At 70.9% G+C, this 18,023-nt stretch carries 15 protein-coding genes; 8 read left to right on the top strand and 7 right to left on the bottom strand.

Annotated features, from left to right (window positions below):
* The first annotated feature begins 17 nt into the window (after nt 1–17).
* Nucleotides 18–1,331 carry a glycoside hydrolase family 6 protein gene (locus ACZ6TD_RS29770; protein WP_471358150.1) on the top strand — a complete coding sequence of 438 codons (1,314 nt, stop codon included), beginning with the start codon at nt 18–20 and terminating at the stop codon, nt 1,329–1,331.
* A 117-nt stretch (nt 1,332–1,448) separates the two neighbouring features.
* Here ACZ6TD_RS29770 and ACZ6TD_RS29765 read toward each other — a convergent pair whose 3' ends face one another.
* The gene (locus tag ACZ6TD_RS29765; RefSeq protein WP_471343107.1) at nt 1,449–2,495 is read right to left on the bottom strand and encodes a LacI family DNA-binding transcriptional regulator; all 1,047 of its coding nucleotides are present in this window, start codon (nt 2,493–2,495) and stop codon (nt 1,449–1,451) included.
* Nucleotides 2,496–2,775: 280 nt separating this feature from the next.
* Between ACZ6TD_RS29765 and ACZ6TD_RS29760 the strand changes: the two genes are divergently transcribed.
* The 5 genes from ACZ6TD_RS29760 (at nt 2,776) to qcrB (ending at nt 9,420) form a co-directional block, all read left to right on the top strand.
* Nucleotides 2,776–4,110 carry an ABC transporter substrate-binding protein gene (locus ACZ6TD_RS29760; RefSeq protein WP_471343106.1) on the top strand — a complete coding sequence of 445 codons (1,335 nt, stop codon included), beginning with the start codon at nt 2,776–2,778 and terminating at the stop codon, nt 4,108–4,110.
* Nucleotides 4,111–4,117: 7 nt separating this feature from the next.
* A complete protein-coding gene (locus tag ACZ6TD_RS29755) occupies nt 4,118–5,143 on the top strand; it encodes a carbohydrate ABC transporter permease (RefSeq protein WP_471343105.1) in 1,026 nt (341 codons plus the stop codon).
* A 17-nt stretch (nt 5,144–5,160) separates the two neighbouring features.
* Nucleotides 5,161–6,075, top strand: a complete 915-nt coding sequence (locus ACZ6TD_RS29750; protein WP_471343104.1) for a carbohydrate ABC transporter permease — start codon at nt 5,161–5,163, stop codon at nt 6,073–6,075.
* Between the two features lie 74 nt (nt 6,076–6,149).
* Entirely contained in the window at nt 6,150–7,556 is a 1,407-nt protein-coding gene (locus ACZ6TD_RS29745; protein ID WP_471343103.1) for a GH1 family beta-glucosidase, read from the top strand.
* A gap of 181 nt (nt 7,557–7,737) precedes the next feature.
* Nucleotides 7,738–9,420 (top strand): cytochrome bc1 complex cytochrome b subunit, encoded by a 1,683-nt coding sequence (qcrB, locus tag ACZ6TD_RS29740; RefSeq protein ID WP_471343102.1) that lies wholly within the window; start codon nt 7,738–7,740, stop codon nt 9,418–9,420.
* 445 nt (nt 9,421–9,865) lie between these two features.
* Here the strand turns inward: qcrB and ACZ6TD_RS29735 are convergent, their stop codons facing one another.
* The 3 genes from ACZ6TD_RS29735 to ACZ6TD_RS29725 all read right to left on the bottom strand — a co-directional run bounded on the left by ACZ6TD_RS29735 (nt 9,866) and on the right by ACZ6TD_RS29725 (nt 13,161).
* Complete coding sequence (locus ACZ6TD_RS29735; RefSeq protein ID WP_471343101.1) at nt 9,866–10,918, bottom strand: chitinase; 1,053 nt, start codon at nt 10,916–10,918, stop codon at nt 9,866–9,868.
* A 138-nt stretch (nt 10,919–11,056) separates the two neighbouring features.
* Nucleotides 11,057–12,451, bottom strand: coding sequence for a sensor histidine kinase (locus tag ACZ6TD_RS29730; RefSeq protein ID WP_471343100.1), 1,395 nt, complete (start codon nt 12,449–12,451; stop codon nt 11,057–11,059).
* Nucleotides 12,448–13,161, bottom strand: coding sequence for a response regulator transcription factor (locus ACZ6TD_RS29725; RefSeq protein WP_471343098.1), 714 nt, complete (start codon nt 13,159–13,161; stop codon nt 12,448–12,450). Before ACZ6TD_RS29725 ends, ACZ6TD_RS29730 begins: the two co-directional genes overlap by 4 nt.
* Nucleotides 13,162–13,203: 42 nt before the next feature.
* Between ACZ6TD_RS29725 and ACZ6TD_RS29720 the strand changes: the two genes are divergently transcribed.
* Nucleotides 13,204–13,785 carry a hypothetical protein gene (locus ACZ6TD_RS29720; RefSeq protein ID WP_471343096.1) on the top strand — a complete coding sequence of 194 codons (582 nt, stop codon included), beginning with the start codon at nt 13,204–13,206 and terminating at the stop codon, nt 13,783–13,785.
* A 460-nt stretch (nt 13,786–14,245) separates the two neighbouring features.
* Here the strand turns inward: ACZ6TD_RS29720 and ACZ6TD_RS29715 are convergent, their stop codons facing one another.
* Together ACZ6TD_RS29715 and ACZ6TD_RS29710 are read right to left on the bottom strand one after the other, a co-directional pair.
* The gene (locus tag ACZ6TD_RS29715; RefSeq protein WP_471343093.1) at nt 14,246–15,136 is read right to left on the bottom strand and encodes a spermidine synthase; all 891 of its coding nucleotides are present in this window, start codon (nt 15,134–15,136) and stop codon (nt 14,246–14,248) included.
* A gap of 39 nt (nt 15,137–15,175) precedes the next feature.
* Nucleotides 15,176–15,706 (bottom strand): hypothetical protein, encoded by a 531-nt coding sequence (locus ACZ6TD_RS29710; protein WP_471343092.1) that lies wholly within the window; start codon nt 15,704–15,706, stop codon nt 15,176–15,178.
* A gap of 186 nt (nt 15,707–15,892) precedes the next feature.
* On the opposite strand from ACZ6TD_RS29710, the gene ACZ6TD_RS29705 reads away from it, so the two are divergent.
* Nucleotides 15,893–17,317, top strand: a complete 1,425-nt coding sequence (locus ACZ6TD_RS29705; RefSeq protein ID WP_471343089.1) for a tetratricopeptide repeat protein — start codon at nt 15,893–15,895, stop codon at nt 17,315–17,317.
* Between the two features lie 57 nt (nt 17,318–17,374).
* Here the strand turns inward: ACZ6TD_RS29705 and ACZ6TD_RS29700 are convergent, their stop codons facing one another.
* A complete protein-coding gene (locus ACZ6TD_RS29700; protein ID WP_471343087.1) occupies nt 17,375–17,968 on the bottom strand; it encodes a histidine phosphatase family protein in 594 nt (197 codons plus the stop codon).
* Nucleotides 17,969–18,023: the final 55 nt, after the last annotated feature.

The raw sequence follows: 18,023 nt of genomic DNA, 5'->3' as shown, positions 1-18,023 counted from the left end.
CCGCCTCCGCGCTGACCATGGGGGCGCTGACCGGCGTGGCGTCCGCCCAGGTGGACAGCGGCAGGGCGGCCGCCGCGAAGGTCGACAACCCGTACGCGGGCGCCAAGGTGTATGTGAACCCCGACTGGTCGGCGAAGGCCGCCGCCGAGCCCGGCGGCAGTAAGGTCTCCAACCAGCCGACCGGCATCTGGCTGGACCGGATCGCCACGATCAACGGCACGGGCGGCGCGAGGGGGCTGCGCGCCCACTTGGACGAGGCGCTGAAGCAGTCCGGCGGCAGCCCGACCGTCGTCCAGCTGGTGATCTACGACCTGCCCGGTCGTGACTGCTCCGCGCTGGCGTCCAACGGCGAGCTGGGCCCGACCGAGATCGACAAGTACAAGACGCAGTTCATCGACCCGATCGCGGCAATCCTCTCCGAGTCCAAGTACGCCAACTCGAATCTGCGGATCGTCAACACGATCGAGGTCGACTCGCTGCCCAACCTGGTCACCAACACCGGCGGCAAGCCCACCGCGACCCCGCAGTGCGACACGATGAAGGCGAACGGCAACTATGTGAAGGGCGTCGGCTACGCCCTGAACAAGCTGGGCTCGATCGGCAACGTCTACAACTACATCGACGCCGGGCACCACGGCTGGATCGGCTGGGACGACAACTTCAACCCCACCGCCCAGGTGATCAAGCAGGCGGCGACGGCCGAGGGCAGCACGGTCGACAAAGTGGCCGGCATCATCACCAACACGGCCAACTACAGCGCGCTGAAGGAGAACAACTTCACCATCAACGACTCGGTCAACGGCACCACCGTGCGCCAGTCGAAGTGGGTGGACTGGAACCGGTACGTGGACGAGCTCTCCTACGCCCAGGCGTTCCGCCAGGAGCTGGTCAACGTCGGCTTCCCGAGCAACATCGGCGCGCTGATCGACACCTCGCGCAACGGCTGGGGCGGCTCGGCCCGGCCCAGCGGCCCCGGCGCGAAGACGGACGTGGACACGTATGTCAACGGCGGGCGCTACGACCGCCGGATCCACGTCGGCAACTGGTGCAACCAGTCCGGCGCCGAGCTCGGTGAGCGGCCCAAGGCGGCACCCGCGCCCGGGATCGACGCGTACGTGTGGATGAAGCCCCCGGGCGAGTCGGACGGGGCCAGCTCCGAGATCCCGAACGACGAGGGCAAGGGCTTCGACCGGATGTGCGACCCGACGTACACCGGCAACCCGCGCAACAACAACAACATGTCGGGTGCGCTGCCGAACGCTCCGCTGTCGGGCCACTGGTTCTCGGCCCAGTTCCAGGAGCTGCTGAAGAACGCCTACCCGGCGCTGTAACCGCACGGCCCGTCCCCTGAAGTGGGGCCGGTGGACGCGTTCCGCGACCACCGGCCCCGTTCTTTTCAGGGCTCGGTTCGCCGGCAGACCTCAGCACCCGGACGCGCGAGCCGTGCCTCAGGAGGACTCTCTCCGCACCAACTGCGTCGGCAGCACCATCTGCGGCCGCTTGGCCGTGCGGTCCGAGCGCCCTCCGATCTCCTCCAGCAGCACCCGCACCATCGCCCGGCCCATCTCCTCCGTACCCTGCCGGACACTCGTGAGCGGAGGGTCCATATGGCGGGCGACGGCCGAGTCCTCGAAGCCGACCAGCGCCACATCGTCCGGGACGCGGCGCCCGTGCTCGCGCAGCACCTGGCGGGCGCCCGCGGCCATCACATCCGAGGCGGCGAAGACCCCGTCCAGGTCCGGGCGCTGGCTCAGCAGCTGCCGCATCGCCCGGCGGCCGCCCTCCTCGGTGAAGTCCGCGGACGCCACCAGCTCCGCCTCCACCTCCCGGCCGGCCGCCCGGACCGCGGCGCTGTAGCCCTCCAGGCGGCACTGCGCGACATACATGTCCAGCGGGCCGGTGATGGTGGCGACCGTCTCGCGGCCGCGGCCGATGAGGTGCTCCACGGCGGACTGGGCGCCGCCGGTGTTGTCCGAGTCGACGTACGGGACCGTTTCATGTGCCGAACGGCGGCCGCTGAGCACCGCGGGCATCTCGATCCGCTCCAGCAGGTCCGGCAGCGGATCGTCCGCGTGGACGGAGACCAGCAGCACCCCGTCGACCCGGTGCGCGGAGAGGTAGTCCGCGAGCCGCTGCCGTTCCTTGGGGGTGCGGATGAGGGTGAGCAGCAGCTGGAGATCGGTGTCGGCGAGTTCGGCGCCGACACCGCGGATGATGTCGGAGAAGTACGGTTCGGCGAAGAGCCGGGTCTCGGGCTCGGGGATGACCAGGGCGACGGCGTCGGCACGGTTGGCGGCGAGGGCGCGGGCCACCCGGTTCGGCACATAGCCGAGTTCGGCGACGGCCTGCTCCACGGCCGTGCGGGTGCGGTCGCTGACCCGGGGCGAACCGTTGATCACCCGGGACACGGTGCCGCGGCCGACTCCGGCGCGGGCCGCCACCTCCTCGAGGGTCGGCCGTCCCCGCCCCGCACCATGCCGCCGCGTTCCTGCCATATCGCGCCTCCAGCCGTCCATGCCCAGCAGCTCCAACCCCCCAAATGGGTGGCTGCGGGGACATTCAACAGCAGTGTGGTTTCGGGAAGTTGTTTCGCGCACTCCCTTGACACCCCAGCGGGGAGCCGCGACCCTTCAACACATCACAGCTGGGAGCGCTCCCACCGTACCTGAGCCATACACAACCCGCACGATGCCCACCCGACTCGATGCATCTCAAAGCGCCATGTATCACCACTTTTTGGCCGGAAGCCGTTGGGCGGGGCGCTAGGAGGACGGAATGCGCAGGAACACTGGTAGTCACCGCAGCAGAGCCGTGGTCCTCGCGGCCGTCGCCGCTTTAGGAGCCGGGGTGCTCAGCGGGTGCGCCGATGACGGCGACGACGGGTCCGCCGGCTCGTCCGGCGGCGGCGACAGCAAGGGCAAGACGGTCGTGACCGTCGGCACGTACGGCGTCATGGGTTTCAAACAGGCCGGGCTCTATGACGAGTACACGAAGCTGCACCCCGATATCAAGATCGAAGAGAATGTGATCGATCCGGCCTCGAACTACTACCCGCAGTTGCTCACCCATCTCGGCTCGGGCAGCGGACTCGCCGACATCCAGGCGGTCGAGGTGGGCAACATCAATGAGGTCACCACCACCCAGGCCGACAAGTTCGTTGATCTTTCGAAGGCGGACGGCGTCAAAAAGGAGAACTTCCTCGACTGGAAATGGGCGCAGGCCACCGCCGAGGACGGAAAGACGATCGGCCTCGGCACGGACGTGGGCCCGATGGCGATCTGCTACCGCAAGGACCTCTTCCAGCAGGCCGGGCTCCCGGCCGACCGTGACGCGGTCTCCAAGCTCTGGGCGGGCGACTGGCAGAAGTACCTCGACGCCGGCAAGGACTTCGCGAAGAAGGCGCCGGGCGGAGCCGCGTTCCTGGACTCGGCCGGCGGACTGTTCAACGCGGCGGTCTCCAGTGGTTCGGAGGTCTACTACGACAAGAGCGGGAAGCCCATCTACAAGGACAACCCGGCCGTCAAGAAGGCGTGGAAGCTGGCGACCGACGCGTCCGCGTCCAAACTCTCCGCGGGGCTCCAGGAGTTCACCAAGCCCTGGCAGCAGGCGCTCGCCAACGGCAAGTTCGCCACCGCCTCCTGCCCGGCCTGGATGCTCGGCCAGATCAAGGAGTACGCCGGGGACAAGTACAAGGGCAAGTGGGACGTCGCCGCCGCCCCCAAGCCCGCCAACTGGGGCGGCTCCTTCCTCTCCGTGCCGCAGGCGGCGAAGAACAAGGACGAGGCCGTCAAGCTCGCCACCTGGCTGACCGCGCCCGAGCAGCAGGCCAAGCTCTTCGAGAAGCAGGCGAGCTTCCCCAGCGCCCAGGCCGCGTACGACCTGCCCCAGGTGGCCGACGCCAAGCTCCCGTACTTCGACAACGCGCCCATCGGCAAGATCTTCTCCCAGGCCGCGAAGGACAGTCCGACGCAGGTCCTGGGCCCGAAGGACGCCGTCATCAAGCAGAACTTCACCGATGTCGGCCTGCTCCAGGTCGAGCAGCAGGGCAAGTCCGCCGATGAAGGCTGGAAGGCCGCGATCAAGTCGAACGACAACGCGCTGGACCAGTGACCCGGACATGACCGCACCTTCCGGTTTTACCCCTGATACGGCCGCGCCCCCCACAGGGCAGGGGGGCGCGGCCCCGCGCGCCGCGACCGCGCCGGCGCCCGACCCGGCCGAGCAGCGGCGTCGCGACCGGCGCAGCCGCCGCTACCGCTGGGATGTGCGATGGAGCCCGTACGCCTTCGTCGCCCCCTTCTTCGTCTTCTTCGCCGCCTTCGGCCTCTTCCCGCTGCTCTACACGGGATGGGCCTCGCTGCATCAAGTGGAGCTCACCGACCCCACCCATATGGAGTGGGCGGGGTGGCACAACTACTCCAGGCTGTGGGAAGACGAGTTCTTCTGGAAAGCGCTGCGGAACACCTTCACCATCGGGGTGATCTCCACCGTTCCGCAGTTGATGATGGCCCTCGGGATCGCGCATCTGCTCAACTACCGGCTCCGCGCCTCGATGTTCTTCCGGGTGGCGATCCTCACCCCGTACGCCACCTCCGTCGCTGCCGCCACGCTGGTGTTCGCGCTGCTCTTCGGGCATGACTACGGCATGGTCAACTGGGCTCTGGGGCTGGTCGGGCTGGACGGCATCGACTGGCAGAACGGCACCTGGACCTCGCAGATCGCGGTCTCCACGATCGTCATCTGGCGGTGGACCGGCTACAACGCGCTGATCTACCTGGCCGCCATGCAGGCCGTGCCGAACGATCTGTACGAGTCGGCGGCGCTGGATGGGGCCTCGCGCTGGAAGCAGTTCCTGCATGTCACCGTCCCGTCGCTGCGGCCCACCATCCTCTTCACGGTCGTCGTCTCCACGATCGGGGCCACCCAGCTCTTCGGTGAGCCGCTGCTGTTCAACACCGCGGGGACGGCCACCGGCGGCGCCGATCACCAGTACCAGACGCTCGGCCTGTACATGTACGAGCAGGGCTGGGTGAACCTGCACCTCGGCCGGGCCTCCGCCATCGCCTGGACGATGTTCCTGATCCTGCTGCTGATCGCCGCGGCCAACGCGCTGTTCGCGCGACGGCTGCGGAAGAGCCAGTGAGGGAGACGAGGAGAACCATGAGCGTCACTGTCTCTTCCCGGCGGACACTCGATCCGGCGGCTCCCGCGCACACCCCTCCGCGCAAGGGAAAGGGCCGCGGCCGAGCGGGCAGGCAGCTGCACGGGGGCAAGATCACCTACGCCGTGCTGATCCTGTTCACCATCGGCTCGCTCTTCCCGCTGGTGTGGACCGCCATCGCCGCCTCCCGCACCAACACCCGGCTGGCCCAGACACCCCCTCCCCTGTGGTTCGGCGGCAACCTCTTCAACAACCTGGACAAGGCGTGGAACGGCGCCAACATGGGCACCGCGCTGCTCAACACGACGGTGGTGGCGGGCACGGTCGCGGCGTCGACCGTGCTGTTCTCGACCGTCGCGGGCTTCGCCTTCGCCAAGCTGCGCTTCCGCTTCAAGAACGTCCTGCTGATGCTCACCATCGGGACGATGATGGTGCCGCCCCAGCTCAGCGTCGTGCCGCTGTACATGATGGTGGCCAAGCTGGAGTGGACCGACCAGCTTCAGGCGGTCATCGTGCCGACGCTCGTCAGCGCCTTCGGGGTCTTCTTCATGCGGCAGTACCTCTCCCAGGCGCTGCCGACCGAGCTGATCGAGGCGGCGCGGATGGACGGCGCGAGCAGCTTGCGGATCATCTGGCATGTCGTTTTCCCGGCGGCGCGTCCGGCGATGGCGGTGCTGGGGATGCTCACCTTCGTCCAATCATGGAATGACTTCTTCTGGCCGTTCATCGCGCTCACGCAGAACGGCAACCCGACCATGCAGGTGGCATTGACCGGCCTGAGCCGTGGATACACCCCGGATCAATCACTGATCATGGCGGGGGCGCTGCTGGGCACGCTGCCGCTGCTGATCGCCTTCGTCCTCTTCGGCAAGCAGATTGTGGGGGGCATCATGCAGGGCGCGGTCAAGGGCTGAGCGGCCCGCGACCACCGCTCCGTCCTCCCTCCCCGTTTCCTCCCCTCCCCACGACCTCGAATGGGAGCGCTTCCATGACTCTTACCTTCCCGCCCGGATTCCTGTGGGGCGCGGCCTCGGCCGCCTATCAGGTCGAGGGCGCCGCCCAGGAGGACGGCCGCACCCCCTCCATCTGGGACACCTTCAGCCACACCCCCGGCAAGGTGCTCGCCGGTGACACCGGTGATGTGGCCGTGGACCACTACCACCGCTTCCGCGAGGACGTCCGGCTGATGTCGGAGCTGAACCTGGGGGCGTACCGCTTCTCGGTGTCCTGGTCACGGGTGCAGCCGACCGGCCGGGGGCCGGCCGTGCAGCGCGGGCTCGACTTCTACCGCTCGCTGGTGGACGAGCTGCTGGGCGCGGGCATCCAGCCGGTGGTCACCCTCTACCACTGGGACCTGCCCCAGGAGCTGGAGAACGCGGGCGGGTGGCCGGAGCGCGAGACCGCCGAGCGGTTCGCCGAGTACGCGGGCATCGTGGCGGAGGCGCTGGGCGACCGCGTCGAGTTCTGGACCACTCTCAACGAGCCGTGGTGCAGTGCCTTCCTGGGCTATGGCTCGGGGGTGCACGCCCCGGGCCGCACCGAGCGGCTGGCCCCGCTGCGCGCCGCCCACCATCTGAACCTCGCCCACGGCCTCGGCGCCCAGGCGCTGCGCGCCGCGCTCCCCGCCCGCGCCCAGCTCGCCATCAGCCTCAACCCGGCCGTGGTCCGGCCGCTCAGCGACAAGCCCGAGGACGTGGATGCGTCGCGGCGTATCGACGCGCTGGCCAATCGCGTCTTCACCGGGCCGCTGCTGCGCGGTGCGTACCCCAGCGACCTGATCAAGGACACCGCCTCGATCACCGACTGGTCGTTCGTCCGCGATGGCGATCTGGCCGTCATCAAGCACCCCCTGGACGCGCTGGGCATCAATTACTACACACCGTCATTGGTATCAGCCGGCACCGACAACGACGGCTCGCCCGCCCGCCACGACGGCCACGGCGCCAGCGCCCACTCCCCCTGGCCGGGCTCGGAACGGGTGGCGTTCCACCAGACCCCGGGCGAGCGCACCGAGATGGGCTGGACGATCGACCCGTCCGGGCTGCACGACCTGCTGATGCGCTACAGCCGTGAGGCGCCGGGCGTGCCGCTGTACATCACCGAGAACGGCGCCGCGTTCGACGACAAGCCGGACGCGGAGGGCGCGGTCCACGACCCGCAGCGGATCGACTACCTCCAGGCCCATCTGGCCGTGGCCCACCAGGCCATCGCGGACGGCGCCGATCTGCGCGGCTACTTCCTGTGGTCGCTGATGGACAACTTCGAATGGGCGTACGGCTACAGCAAGCGCTTCGGCGCGGTCTACGTCGACTATCCGACGCAAGCCAGGGTGCCGAAGTCCAGCGCCCGCTGGTATGCCCAGGTGGCCCGCACCGGAGAGCTTCCGGTGTCCTGACCGGGGGCCCGCGTCCGCGGCGCCGCCCGCTGGGGGGCGGGCGGCGCCGCGGATCGCGGTGGAGGTGTGCGTACGGGCGCAAGCGGGCCGGGGCGTTCTTCCTTCATTGGGGTTACGCCCTGATCCACCCGGCGGAAGGGCGCCGTCACCGCGTGAGAATGCCTGGTAAACCCATTGAGACATGAGAGCATTTCCGGAGCGCCGGCAGAGGTTCCGCGATGAGCCATCCGGTCGGCGCGCGCCCGCCGGAAAAGGCGAGGCCCTCGCCGACTGGTTCGACGGCCGGGTGGGCCTGTTCAAGATGGCCAAGGCCAATCTGCGCAAGGTCTTCCCCGACCACTGGTCGTTCCTGATCGGTGAGATCGCCCTCTATACGTTCGTCATCATCATTCTGACCGGGGTCTATCTGACCCTGTTCTTCAAACCGGCGATGAACGAGGTGGTATACGGCGGCCGGTGGACGCCGCTGAGCGGCATCCGCATGTCGCAGGCGTACGCGTCCACGCTGGACATCAGCTTCGATGTGCGCGGCGGACTGCTGATGCGGCAGGTGCACCACTGGGCGGCCATCGTCTTCATCGCCAGCATGCTCGTCCATATGATGCGGACGTTCTTCAACGGCGTCTTCCGCAAACCGCGCGAGATCAACTGGCTGTCCGGCGCCGGTCTGCTGATTCTCGGGATGTTCGACGGCTTCATGGGCTATTCGCTGCCCGACGATCTGCTGTCGGGCACCGGTCTGCGCTTCATGGAGGGCGCGATCCTGTCGATCCCGATCGTCGGCACCTATCTGTCGTTCTTCTTCTTCGGCGGCCAATTCCCGGGGGATTCGATCGTGCCACGGCTGTTCACCGTGCACGTCCTGCTGATTCCGGGCATCATGCTCGGGCTGCTGGCGCTCCATATGATCCTGCTCGTCTACCACAAGCACACGCATCACCCGGGGCCCGGCGCGAAAAACATGAATATCGTGGGGCCGCCCCTGTGGCCGGTCTATGTGGCCAAGTCCGGCGGATTCTTCTTCCTGGTCTTCGGCGTCACCACCCTGATGTCGGCCATCGCCCAGATCAATCCGGTCTGGGCCTACGGTCCCTACCGGCCCGATCAGGTGTCCACCGACGCCCAGCCCGACTGGTACATGGGCTATTCCGAAGGGCTGATCCGGCTGATGCCGGGCTGGGAGATCAATCTCTGGGGCCACACCCTGGTGCTCGGGGTGCTGATCCCGTTCCTGGTCTTCCCCACGGTGCTGCTGGTCATCTGGTTCTATCCGTTCCTGGAGGCATGGATCACCGGGGACAGACGCGAGCACCATTTCAACGAGCGCCCGCGCAACGCCCCGACCCGCACCGCCTTCGGCGCCGCCTGGATCGCCCTCTACGCGGTTCTGCTGGCGGGCGGCGGCAATGACCTCATCGCCACCCATTTCCATCTGTCGATCAACGCGATCACCTGGACCTGCCGGATCGCCTTCTTCGTGGCACCGGTCGTGGTCTTCGTCATCACCAAGCGGATCTGTCTCGGCCTCCAGCACAAGGACCGGCAGAAACTGCTGCACGGCCGCGAGACCGGCATCATCCAGCGGCTGCCGCACGGCGAGTACATCGAGGTGCACGAGCCGCTCTCGCCCGGGGAGAAGTACACGCTGACCGCGTATGAGCAGTATCTGCCGCTGGAGCTGCCGCCGTCGGTCGACGAGGCCGGGGTCGCCCGGAAGCTCTCCTTCAAGGAGCGGCTGCGCGTCTCGCTGTCCCGGAGCTACTTCGGTCGCGACGGCCAGGTCGCCAAGCTCACGAAGGAGCAGGTGGCCGAGCACGAGGAGCACGAGGCGGAGGAGCGGGCCGAGGAACCGCAGCGGCCCTAGGTGTGCCCGCCGTGTCCGCCGGATCGTGACGCCTGCGGCGGGCCACGCGGCGGAGCCGCATATCGATGCTTCCCCCTCCCCGTCCCTTCCCGCGGCATCGATATGCGGCTCCGCCGCGTGGGGGCTCCCGCCCAGACCCCGGGGTCCAGGGGGCGAAGCCCCTGGTATCGGGAAGGGAGGGGAGCGTCGATATGCGGCTCCGCCGCGCGGTGGGGCTCCGCCCCCAGACCACGGGGTCCAGGGGCGGAGCCCCTGGTATCGGGAAGGGGCGGGGAGGGGAAAGACCCTCCCGACACCCCGTGGGACGCCAGGACGACAGGGCGCCAGGACGCCAGAACGGCGGAAACGGCGGGGCGCGGTGGGTGGGGGGTTCCGTCCGCGCCCCGCCATGTGGGGGGTTTCCGTGGGGGGTGGTGAATGCGGGGCTTATCCGGCTACGTCGTTGTCAGCCGTTGAAGGCGCCGAACGCCTTGGTGAACGCGAGCTCTTCCTGGTCGATCGAGCTGCAGGTCGGCGACGCGGTGTCCTGCGGGCTGGGGCACTGCTTGTCGCGGGTCGCGGACCACATCGACACCCACGCCAGCCCCTTGGACTTGGCGAACTCCACCACCTGGGAGGCGTCGTCGACCTTGAATATCTCGTTCTTGACGTCGTTGACGCCGATCATCGGGGTGACCGCGACGGCCTTCCACGCCTCGTCGTCGCTCAGCCCGAGGGCGTCCTTGATCTGGCCCTGGGTCGCGGTGGCGGCGTCGATGGCGTACTGGCCCATGTCGCCGTCGAAGGAGGCGCCGTAGTCCATCGCCATGATGTTGACGGCGGAGACCTTCACACCGTTCTTCTTGGCGTCGGCGACGAGGTCGACACCGTCCTGGGTGAGGCCGGTCGGGAGCACCGGCAGGGTGAACGAGACGTCCAGGTCCGAGTGCTGCTGCTGCAGCTTGGCTATCGCCTGGGCGCGGCGGGTGTTGGCCTCCTTGTTCGGGAGCGCGCTGCCCTCGATGTCGAAGTCGACCTTGGTGAGCTTGAGGGCGTCCACGACCTTGCCGTAGGCCGCGGCGAGCTCGTCCGCCGAGGTGCAGGCCAGGCCCAGCTCGGAGCCGGAGGCGCCGCCGAAGGAGACCCGGACGTCGCCGCCCTTCGCGCGCAGCTGCTCGGTCTGCTTGGCCACCTCGTTGTCACCGACCTCGGTGACGCCGCCCCACTTGGGGGTACAGCCGCCACCGGAGGTGATGAAGGCGAGGTTGAACTCCTTGACGCCGGTCTTGTCGGCGGTGCCCACCATGTCGTAGGCGGGGTAGAGCGAGGTGTCGATGTACGGGGCGAAGCCGCCCGCCGCCGCGGCGGGCTTCTCGGAGGCGGAGGTCTTCTCGGAGACCGTTCCCGCGTTCGCCGCCCCGCTGAGCGCGAACGCCGTGCCACCGGCCACGACGGCGGCGGCGGTCGCGCCGATCACCTTGGTGGTCCGGCTCGCCTTGCGACGGTGCGTGCTGCTCATCAGGTGCCTGCCTTCGCTGTACGGATGTGGGGGGTGATGGTGCGGGCGACACGCTAGCGAGGGGAAGTCGGACAAACGGCAGGATCCGTGCACGGGCCACGGATCTTATGGCTGTCTTAAGGAACCCATCGGCGGCGATTAATGCTCCGCGGGCTCCTTGGGCCTGCCGCGGCCCCGGGTCCTCTTCTTACGGCCGCGCCGCCGCTGCCCCGGGTCGGCGGAGCCGGCGCCGTTCAGCGAGAGCCACACCCGTACCTCGGTGCCGCCCAGCACGGACCGCCCGATCCGCAGATCGCCGCCCGTGGACTCCGCGACCCGGCGCACGATGTCCAGGCCGAGGCCGGTCGAGCCGGGGCCGCCGTCGCCGTGGCCCCGGCGGAGCGCCGCGTCGGGGTCGGCGATGCCGGGGCCCGCGTCGGAGACCAGGATGATCACGCTGTCCTCGCCGTTGTGCACGTCCACCGCGAGCGCCGTGCCCTCGGGCGTGTGCCGGAAGACATTGCCGAGCAGGGCGTCCAGCGCGGCGCCCAGTTCGGGACGGGCGACCGGCACCCTTACGGTGCGGTCGACCCCGGCCAGTCGCACCGTACGGTCCTCGTCCTCGGCGAGCGCGGACCAGAACTCCATCCGGTCCCGGATCACCTCGGAGGCGTCACAGCCGGAGGGGGTGTGGGTCTTCTGCTGGCGCGCGGTGCGGATGATCTGGTCGACCTCGCCCTCCAACTGGGCGACGGCGGCGCGGGTCTGGTCGGCCGCCGGTCCCTCACCCAGCGAGGCGGCGTTGAGGCGCAGCACGGTGAGCGGGGTGCGGAGCCGGTGGGAGAGGTCGGCGGCCAGCTCGCGCTCGCCGGCCAGGAGCTGGACGACCTGGTCGGCCATGGAGTTGAACGCGGCGGCGGCCGCCCGGAGTTCGGCCGGGCCGTCCTCCGGGACGCGCACCCCGAGCTCGCCCCGGCCCAGGTCGTGGGCGGCCTCGGCGAGCCGCCCCGCGGGGCGCACCAGCCGGGTGCCGAGCCGGTCGGCGATGGCCACCGCGCCGACGATCAGCGCGAGGCCGACGCCCGCGAGCACCAGCCAGGACGTGGTCACCCCGCTGGTGACCACGCCCCGCGGGACATACACCTCCACGACCGCGACCTGACCGGTGCTCAGCGCGGTCGGCTGGAGCAGCGCGTAGCCCCCGGGTGCGTCGGACACCGAGGCGCGGCCGAGCCGCCGCGCGGTGGCCAGCTCGCCCTTGGGCGCCCGGCTCTTGCCCAGGTCGTAGCCGCTCCCCCGCTCCCCCGGCTCATCGGGGACGTGCACCGCCATCCGGCCGTCCCCGCCCGCCTGGGTGCTGGCGACCGCGCGCTGGAGCCGCGCCCGCTCGGTGGTGATGGCGAGCGCCGGGCCGATGGTGGCGGCCTGCCGCTCGGCGTCGGCGAACGCCCGGTCCCGGGCCAGCTCCTTGACGACGAGTCCGAGCGGTACGGCGAAGGCGACCACGACCATCGCCGTGACCGCCAGACAGACCTTGACCAGGGCCCATCTCACGTGTGCTCCGCCGGGGGCTCCAGTTTGACGCCGACCCCGCGCAGGGTGTGGAGATAGCGCGGCCGGGCTGCCGTCTCGCCCAGCTTGCGGCGCAGCCAGGACAGATGGACGTCGATGGTCTGGTCGTCCCCGTACGCCTGCCGCCAGACCTCGGCGAGGAGCTCCCGGCGCGGCACCACGACGCCTGGCCGCCCGGCGAGATAGGCCAGCAGGTCGAATTCCCGCCGGGTCAGATCGAGCGTCGTCCCGTCCAACTGGGCCTGGCGGCGCAGCGGATCGACGGCCAGCCCGCCGACCCGGAGCACCGTCGGCGCCGCCGCCGTGCCGCCCGGCTCGCCCGCCCCGCCCCCGCGCGCACGGCGCAGCACGGCGGTCATCCGGGCGGAGAGATGGGCCACGGAGAACGGTTTGACCAGGTAGTCGTCGGCGCCGTCGTTGAGCAGCCGGACGATCTCGCCCTCGTCGTCACGGGCGGTGGCCACGATGACCGGCACATCGGTGATGCCGCGCAGCATCTTGAGCGCCTCCGCCCCGTCCAGATCGGGCAGGCCGAGGTCCAGGATGACGACGTCGAATCCGATCTGTGCCACCTCGCGCAACGCCTCCAGGGCGGTGCCGACGCTGCGCACGGTATGGGACGCCTCGGTCAACTGCCGTATGAGGGCTGAGCGCACGAACTGGTCGTCCTCGACCACAAGCACACTTGCCATGAGCGGCACCGTACGCCATTCGGGTGAGGCAAGATGAGGAAGATGCAAAGAGGTCTGGTCCAATGTCTGGCCTGGGTGCTGGCGACCGGCGCCGCGGTCACGCTGTCGTGGTACGGCGTGCGGACGGTGCTGACCGGTACGGCCTATGACCCGCCGCGCGCGCTGCCGATCACGGACGGCTCCGGGGCGGCGAACGGGGCCTGGTCCTCCTCGACGCATCGGCCCAAACCGCCCTCGCCCTCGGCCACTTCACCGTCCGCGCCGTCCTCGCCCTCGCCCTCGCCTCCCGGAAGGGACGCGGGGGACGGCGGGGACGAGGACAAGGAGTCCGGTTCGGCCGGGCGCACCCGGAAGCCGACGCAGACGCCGCCCCGGCGGGAGTCGGCCCGGCCGGAGGAGAGCGGGGAGGTGCGCAGCTATCCGGCCAAGGGCGGCCGGGCGGTCTTCGACATCCGGGCGGCGTCGGCGGATCTGGTCTCGGCGACACCGGACGGCGGATGGCAGATGCAGGTGTGGAAGCAGAGCGAGTGGATCCGGGTGGACTTCGTCTCCGGGGCCGACACCACCACGATCTTCTGCACCTGGCACGACGGCCCGCCCCAGGTCCGCATCGACGAGCACTAGGGGGTGTCCGGCGGAGCTTTCCCCTCCCCGCCCCTTCCCGATACCAGGGACTCCGCCCCTGGCCCCCGGCCCTGCGGCGAAGCCGCGCATACGGATGCCGCGGGAAGGGGCGAAGCCCCGGCCCGGGGTCTGGGGTGGAGCCCCACCCGTGGGTCTGAGGCGGAACCCCCGCCCGGGGACTGGGACGGAGCCCCCGCCCGGGGACTGAGACGGACGCCCCCCCGGGGCTGAGGTTGAACCCCGGCCCGGGGTCCGGGACGGAACCCCTGCCCGGGGTCAGAGGCGAAGCCCCCCGCCCGGGGACTCAGACGGACGCCCCTAGGGGTCTGGGGCGGAGCCCCGGTCCGGGGTCTGGGGCGGAGCCCCAGTTTCGGGGAGGGGCGGGGTGGGGAGCAGGCCAGGGCGTCTTTCGAACCGCGGCCGACGTCCGCCGATCCGCTGCGGCCGTGCCGGTCTCCGGTCAGGCGAAGACGGCGGGCGGCGGGGCCGGGGAAGGGGCGGCGGTCGCGTCGGTGACCGGCGCCGCGCCACCGGTGAAGTCCGCGAGCGCGCGGCCGTGTTCGACCCGGGCGGGGTGCGGATCGCCCGCGGCGCGGCGGGTGAGCTCGGCCAGCGGCAGCTCGCGGTCGGCGGCCAGCAGCACGGCGTTGCCGAAGCGGCGACCGCGCAGCAGGGCGGGGTCGGCGGTCAGACACACCTCGGCGAACGCGGCGCGGGCGGTGGCGATCTGGGCCTTCAGATGGGCCAGCGGCGGACCGTCGGCGAGATTCGCGGCGTAGCACCCGTCCGGGCGCAGGGCGCGGCGCACCTCGGCGAGGAACTCCGCGCTGGTGAGATGGGCGGGCGTGCGGGCCCCGCTGAAGACATCCGCGATGATCAGATCCGCCCAGCCGTCGGGCACCTTGGCGAGCCCCGCCCGGGCGTCGGCGCCGCGCACCCGTATCCGGTCACCGGGGTCCAGCGGCAGCTCACGCCGGACGAACTGGACGAGCGGGGCGTCGATCTCGATGATCTGCTGGGTGGAGCGGGGGCGGGTGGCCGCTATATAGCGGGCGAGGGTGAAGGCGCCGCCGCCCAGATGGACCGCGTGCAGCGGGCGGCCGGGAGGGGCGGCGAGATCGGCGACATGGCCGAATCTGCGCTGGTACTCGAAGTCGAGATACGCGGGGTCGTCGAGGTCCACATGCGACTGCGGCTTGCCGTCGAGCAGCAGCGTCCAGCCGCGCGGCCGGTCCCGGTCCGGCACGAGCTCGGCGAGCCCCCCGTCGACGGATGCGGTGACCGGCTCGGGGCCGCGCCCCCGCGCCGCTCCGCGCCCGCGCGCGGCTCGCTTGTTCGTGCCTTTCGCCATGTGTCCCAGTATGGGGCCGGCCACTGACAGCCCCCGGGCTCACTGGCAGCGGTCGACGGCCTCGATCGTGCGGGCCGCCTCACCGAGCGCCGCCCGGAGCTCGGCGGGGTCGGTGGCGACCGTGTAGGCCGCGTCGGGCGGCACCAGCCAGCCGGTGCCGATGCCCGGCGGGGCCTCGTTCCCGGCGGCTCCGGATTCGCTGTCTCCGGATGCGGAGTCTCCGGATGCGGGATCTCCGGATGCGGAGTCTTCGGTTCGGGTGTCTCCGGCCGCGGCGGGGGCGCCGGTGCCGGAGCCGATATTTATCCGGATCCCACGCCCGGATGTCTGGGTGCACGCCGAGCCCGGCAGGTCCCAGCCGTCCGCCGTGCCGGGCGGGACCAGGAAACCCAGGGTGTCGCAGGCGTTGTCATGCAGGACGGGGCCGAGGCCGTCGCACGCACGACGCAGGATGTCCACCGCCTCCAGCCCCTGGCGGGCGGGCACGGTGACGAGATCGCAGTCCTGGCGCTGGGGGTGCTGGGCAGTCGTCCGTGAGCGGCTGGTATCCACTCCGGCCTCCCTCTTCATCGGGTAGCACCTGGTTCAACGCGCGGCGGTGTCAACGGCTACGGCCGAATGCCGCCGTAAAGGATGGCAGTTCATGGCAGATCGTGGGCGAGATATCACCTTTGCCGGAAATCTCCGAGTGTCGTGGATCTCACGGCCGGTACGGTTCTCCCCCGCCCACCTGGCATCACCAAGGGAGAGGCTCAGATGACGCCGCTTCCAGAGCCCCCGCCGCCCCGGCCGAACACCGCGTTCCGCCGGTTGCGCGGACAGCTCTCGCCCTCCGAGTTCGCGGCGTCCGTGCGCCGCGCCGCCCGTGAGATCGGCGAGCAGGTCTCCTGCGACGCCCGCTATATCGGCCGTGTCGAGTCGGGGGCGATCCGCTGCCCCAACTACGCGTACGAGCGGGTCTTCCGCCATATGTTCCCCGGTCGCACCCTTACGGACCTCGGCTTCGCCTCCCGTGAGTCGGTGCGCGGCCACCAGGCGCGCGGCCCCGCGGGGCCTCCCGTCCCCGTGCCCGGCCCGCGCCCCGGGCCCTGCGAGCTCCAGGGCAAGGGGACCGTCGACGTCTTCGAGGAGAGCGAACTGCTGCGCCGCTCGTTCATGGCCGGTGGGGCGGCGGCCGCCGCCGTGGCCGCCGCGCCCCGGGCCGGGACGCCGCCCCGGCGGGTGGGGCGCCGGGTGGGCGAGGCCGAGGCCGCCGCCGTGGAGGAGGCCGTACGGCGGATCCGGGTGCTGGACGACCGGCACGGCGCCGACCCCCTCTACGCACACACCGCCAAACCGCTGAGCGCCGCCTACGCCCTGCTCGACGCGGGCGGCTACAGCCGCTCGATCGCCGAGCGGCTCTTCGCTGGCGCGGGCGAACTGGCCATCTCGGTGGGCTGGCTGGCCCATGACTCCGGGCGGCTGTCCGACGCGCGGTCCCACTACGCCGAGGCCCTGGCCACCGCGCGGGTCTCCGGCGACGCCGCCCTGGAGGCGCACGCGTTCTGCAACACCGCCTTCCTCGCCCGCGACGCCGGACACCCCCGCGAGGCCGTAAGGGCGGCGCAGGCGGCACAGCGGGTCGCCGAGCGGCTCGCCTCGCCACGGCTGCTGTCGCTGCTCGCGCTGCGCGAGGCCGGGGGGCTCGCCTGGCTGACCGACCGGGGCGGCTGTGAGCGGGCGCTGCTGCGCGCCCGGACGCTGTTCGGGCGCGGGCCCTGCGACGCCGACCCCGAGTGGATGAGCTTCTTCGGAGAGGCCGAACTGGAGGGGCTGGAGGCGCAGTGCTGGTCCGCGCTCGGCGACTGGAAGCGCGCCGTGGAGCACGCGCGGCGCGCGGTGGCCCTCCAGAACCCCCACTTCACCCGCAATATCGCGCTCTTCACCACGGAGCTGGCGAGCGATCTGGTGGCGGGCGGCGCGCCGGACGCGGCCGCCGCCCCGGCCGGCCGGGCGCTCGGCCTGCTGGACCAGGTGAAGTCGTCGCGGATCCGCCGGATGCTCGACGACACGGCCCGGATACTGCGTCCTTACGGTCGCGATGCGGCGGTCGCGGACTTCCTCGCCCGCTATGAGGCGGCCGCCGCCCGCCCCGAGGCGGCCGCGCGCCCCGAGCCGTCCGGCCGCACCAGTCCGGTCTGACGCCGGTTCGGCCCCTCCGTCGGAATGGCCGGGTCAGTGACCGGTTCAGTGACCGGTTCAGTCGAGGTGGCCGGTGTCGTTCCAGCGCTCGATGGCGGGCTCGCCGTACGCCCAGCCGAGCACCGACAGGGACGTGGGATCGAGCCGGATACGGGCGGCGAAGGAGGCGTCATGGCCGAGCCAACGGGCGCCCAGCGTCCGCAGGATGTGGCCGTGCGCGAAGACCAGCACATCGCGGTCGGCCGAGCGCGCCCACTCCACGACCTCGTCGGCCCGCGCCGCGATCGAGGCGATCGACTCGCCCTCGGGCACCCCGTCGCGCCAGATGAGCCAGTCCGGCCGGGTGGCCTTGATCTCGGCGGGGGTCATCCCCTCGTACGCGCCGTAGTCCCACTCCAGGAGCGCGTCCCACTCCCGCGCCCGGTCGCCGAAGCCCGCCAGCGCGCAGGTCTCCTTCGCCCGCGCCAGGGGGCTGGTGCGCACCTCGGCCTCGGGGAGGCCCGCCCAGGGGCCGTGGTGCAGCCGCTCGCCGAGCAGTTCGGCGCCGCGCCGCCCCTCGTCCAGCAGCGGGATGTCCGTACGGCCGGTGTGCTTCCCGGTCAGCGACCACCGCGTCTGTCCGTGCCGGGCCAGGAGGATGCGTGGGGCCATGGGGTAGTGCCTTCTTTCACCGGATCCGCACCGCCGCGCCGCCGTGCGCCGTTAC

It is taken from the genome of Streptomyces yongxingensis, assembly GCF_055597465.1.
This window is presented reverse-complemented; position numbering and strand designations above follow the sequence as displayed.

Coding starts and splice junctions, on each gene's coding strand:
- ACZ6TD_RS29770 (WP_471358150.1), top strand. CDS start 18: ATGGGGGCGCTGACCGGCGTGGCGTCCGCCCAGGTGGACAGCGGCAGG.
- ACZ6TD_RS29765 (WP_471343107.1), bottom strand. CDS start 2,495: ATGGCAGGAACGCGGCGGCATGGTGCGGGGCGGGGACGGCCGACCCTC.
- ACZ6TD_RS29760 (WP_471343106.1), top strand. CDS start 2,776: ATGCGCAGGAACACTGGTAGTCACCGCAGCAGAGCCGTGGTCCTCGCG.
- ACZ6TD_RS29755 (WP_471343105.1), top strand. CDS start 4,118: ATGACCGCACCTTCCGGTTTTACCCCTGATACGGCCGCGCCCCCCACA.
- ACZ6TD_RS29750 (WP_471343104.1), top strand. CDS start 5,161: ATGAGCGTCACTGTCTCTTCCCGGCGGACACTCGATCCGGCGGCTCCC.
- ACZ6TD_RS29745 (WP_471343103.1), top strand. CDS start 6,150: ATGACTCTTACCTTCCCGCCCGGATTCCTGTGGGGCGCGGCCTCGGCC.
- qcrB (WP_471343102.1), top strand. CDS start 7,738: ATGAGAGCATTTCCGGAGCGCCGGCAGAGGTTCCGCGATGAGCCATCC.
- ACZ6TD_RS29735 (WP_471343101.1), bottom strand. CDS start 10,918: ATGAGCAGCACGCACCGTCGCAAGGCGAGCCGGACCACCAAGGTGATC.
- ACZ6TD_RS29725 (WP_471343098.1), bottom strand. CDS start 13,161: ATGGCAAGTGTGCTTGTGGTCGAGGACGACCAGTTCGTGCGCTCAGCC.
- ACZ6TD_RS29720 (WP_471343096.1), top strand. CDS start 13,204: ATGCAAAGAGGTCTGGTCCAATGTCTGGCCTGGGTGCTGGCGACCGGC.
- ACZ6TD_RS29715 (WP_471343093.1), bottom strand. CDS start 15,136: ATGGCGAAAGGCACGAACAAGCGAGCCGCGCGCGGGCGCGGAGCGGCG.
- ACZ6TD_RS29710 (WP_471343092.1), bottom strand. CDS start 15,706: ATGAAGAGGGAGGCCGGAGTGGATACCAGCCGCTCACGGACGACTGCC.
- ACZ6TD_RS29705 (WP_471343089.1), top strand. CDS start 15,893: ATGACGCCGCTTCCAGAGCCCCCGCCGCCCCGGCCGAACACCGCGTTC.
- ACZ6TD_RS29700 (WP_471343087.1), bottom strand. CDS start 17,968: ATGGCCCCACGCATCCTCCTGGCCCGGCACGGACAGACGCGGTGGTCG.